Annotated in this window: 2 protein-coding genes; both read left to right on the top strand. The window is 45.7% G+C overall.

Annotation, left to right across the window (positions count from 1 at the left end; all coding sequences use genetic code 11):
* Positions 1 to 45 precede the first annotated feature (45 nt).
* Positions 46 to 1,512 carry a glycogen synthase GlgA gene (gene glgA, locus AC1DSE_RS34080; RefSeq protein WP_477511385.1) on the top strand — a complete coding sequence of 489 codons (1,467 nt, stop codon included), beginning with the start codon at positions 46 to 48 and terminating at the stop codon, positions 1,510 to 1,512.
* Positions 1,494 to 2,551: glycoside hydrolase family 15 protein (locus AC1DSE_RS34075; protein ID WP_477528993.1), on the top strand; the 1,058-nt coding region annotated here is incomplete at its 3' end. The genes glgA and AC1DSE_RS34075, both read left to right, overlap by 19 nt.

Genomic DNA, 2,551 nt, shown 5'->3' with positions numbered 1-2,551 from the left:
GGTTCATGCATTGCTGATGCGGCGTCCATGAGAAAGGAGAATCCTATGAACATTTTGTTCGCAACCTCAGAAGCTGTACCGCTTGCGAAGACTGGCGGTCTCGCCGACGTTGCAGGGGCGCTCCCCAAGGCGCTGAATAAGCGGGGCGTTGATACCAGAGTCGTATTGCCGAAATATGCACAAATTCCTGCTGCACTTATCGGGCAGTTTGAGCTTGTTACTCATTTTAACGTGTCGTTTGGCTGGCGCAATCAATATTGCGGTTTGCTTAGAGCGGAGTTTGACGGCATTACTTATTATTTAATCGATAACGAGTTTTATTTTAAAAGAGATGGGCTTTATGGTTACGGGGATGATGCGGAAAGGTTTGTATTCTTCTGCTTTGCTGTGATGGAAGCGGTACGGTATATGGAATTCCATCCAGATATCGTTCATTGCCACGATTGGCAAACGGGACTCATTCCGTTTCTCCTAAAGACAAGATATTATTATGATCCGGCTTGGGCGTATACCAAATCCGTATTTACGATTCACAATTTAAAATATCAAGGTTTATTTGGAATTGATCTCCTGAAGGATTTGCTTGGAGCCGGTGATGATATGTTTCTGGAGGACAGCTTGGAATTTCATGGAGCAGGCAGCTGTATGAAAGGCGGCCTCGTGTATGCCGACAAGCTGACGACTGTGAGCGGTACGTATGCTCAAGAAATTCAAACCGATTATTTCGGCGAGAGGCTGGATTCTCTGCTCCGGTATCGTTCAGGCGATTTAATCGGGATTGTGAATGGCATTGATGATGAGCTGTTTGATCCGATGAATGACGAAGCTATTGCCATTCCTTTCCGAAATGCCTTGAATCGCAAAAGAAAAAATAAAGTGGAGCTCCAGCGTGAGCTAGGGCTCCATCAGTCCGAAGATATACCGCTTATCGGAATCGTTTCAAGATTGGTGGAGCAAAAGGGCTTTGATTTAATCACGGCAACATTTGAAGAACTGCTCCAAGAAGACGTGCAATTTGTAATATTAGGTGCGGGTGATTGGCAATATGAGCAATTTTTCAATGATGCCGCTTCTCGTCATCCGGGTAAGGTTGCTGTATGGATCGGTTATGATGATAGACTAGCGCGCCGAATTTATGCAGGCTCGGACATGTTCGCCATGCCTTCGCAATTCGAGCCATGCGGCTTGAGTCAACTTCTTGCGCTGCGCTATCGTTCCGTCCCGATTGTCCGCGAGACAGGAGGACTAAAGGACACGGTACAAGCCTATAACGAATATACTGGCGAAGGTAACGGCTTCAGCTTTACGAATTACAATGCGCACGACTATATGAATACCGTGCGCAGAGCGCTGGCTCTTTATCGTAATCAGGAAGTCTGGAAGCAAATCGTGAGTAATGGCAGCAACGAGGATTACAGCTGGAATCGGTCTGCCAAAGCCTATATATCCGTTTACTCACAACTTTTAGCGCATCGAAAGGAGAACGAAGAATCATGGCCCGTCATCTTGTAATCGGCAACGGTAAGATGCTCCTTAATTTGGATCAACATTGTTTTATTCGGGATATTTATTATCCATTCGTTGGGCAGTTAAATCACGTAGGCGGACAATATTGCCGCTTAGGCGTATGGGTAGAAGGTGCCTTTAGCTGGCTGGATGAGCCGGGATGGAAGTTTGATCTAGATTATATTGAGGATTCTTTGGTTACGAATATTACGGCTAAGCACGATGGTTTAGGCATCGAGCTTTATATGAACGACGGGATTCATCAGCGGGAATGCATTTATATCAAACGGGTAGTCATTCGTAATAAAACGAATGATACAAAAGAAGTACGCTTGTTTTTCCATCAGGACTTGATGATCGACGGGACAGAGGTTGGAGATACCGCTGTTTATTATCCTGAAAATCACACGCTGTATCACTACAAACGCAATAATTACTTTATGTTCAACGGTTTCTCAGATGAAGGCGGCATGACGCAGTATTCTACAGGAATCAAGAGGTTCCAGTCCGCTGAAGGAACATGGCGTGACGCGGAGGACGGCGTGCTTATGGGCAATTCGATTGCCCAGGGTTCCGTTGACAGCACGATCAGCTTCCGAACAGTCGTTGCTCCAAACAGCGAAAAAACCATTTATTATTGGATGTCAATCGGCCAAAATCTTGAGGAAGTCAAAGAGCTAAACCAGTATGTTCAGGAGAATCATCCGGAGAAGCTGCTTAGCCGGATGGTTATTTACTGGAAGCACTGGCTTCGCCGAGCAGAATCAGATCTTGGTGATCTGCCGCATGATGTGGTGAAGATGTTCAAACAAAGCTTGCTTCTCGTAAGAACACAGGTGGATGAAAGAGGCGCTATATTAGCTGCCAACGATACGGATATCCTGCAATACAATCGAGACCATTACAGCTATATGTGGCCGCGTGACGGCGCTCTTATTGCAGATGCGATGTCTATGGCAGGGTATCAGAGTGTAATAGCTCCTTTTTTCCATTTTTGTGCACAGGCTTTGTCCCCTGAAGGGTATTTGTATCACAAATACAATCC

It is taken from the genome of Paenibacillus sp. 01L418 (genome assembly GCF_056400045.1).
Note: the sequence above shows the minus strand (reverse complement) of the source record. Positions and strands in the feature narration are given on the sequence as shown.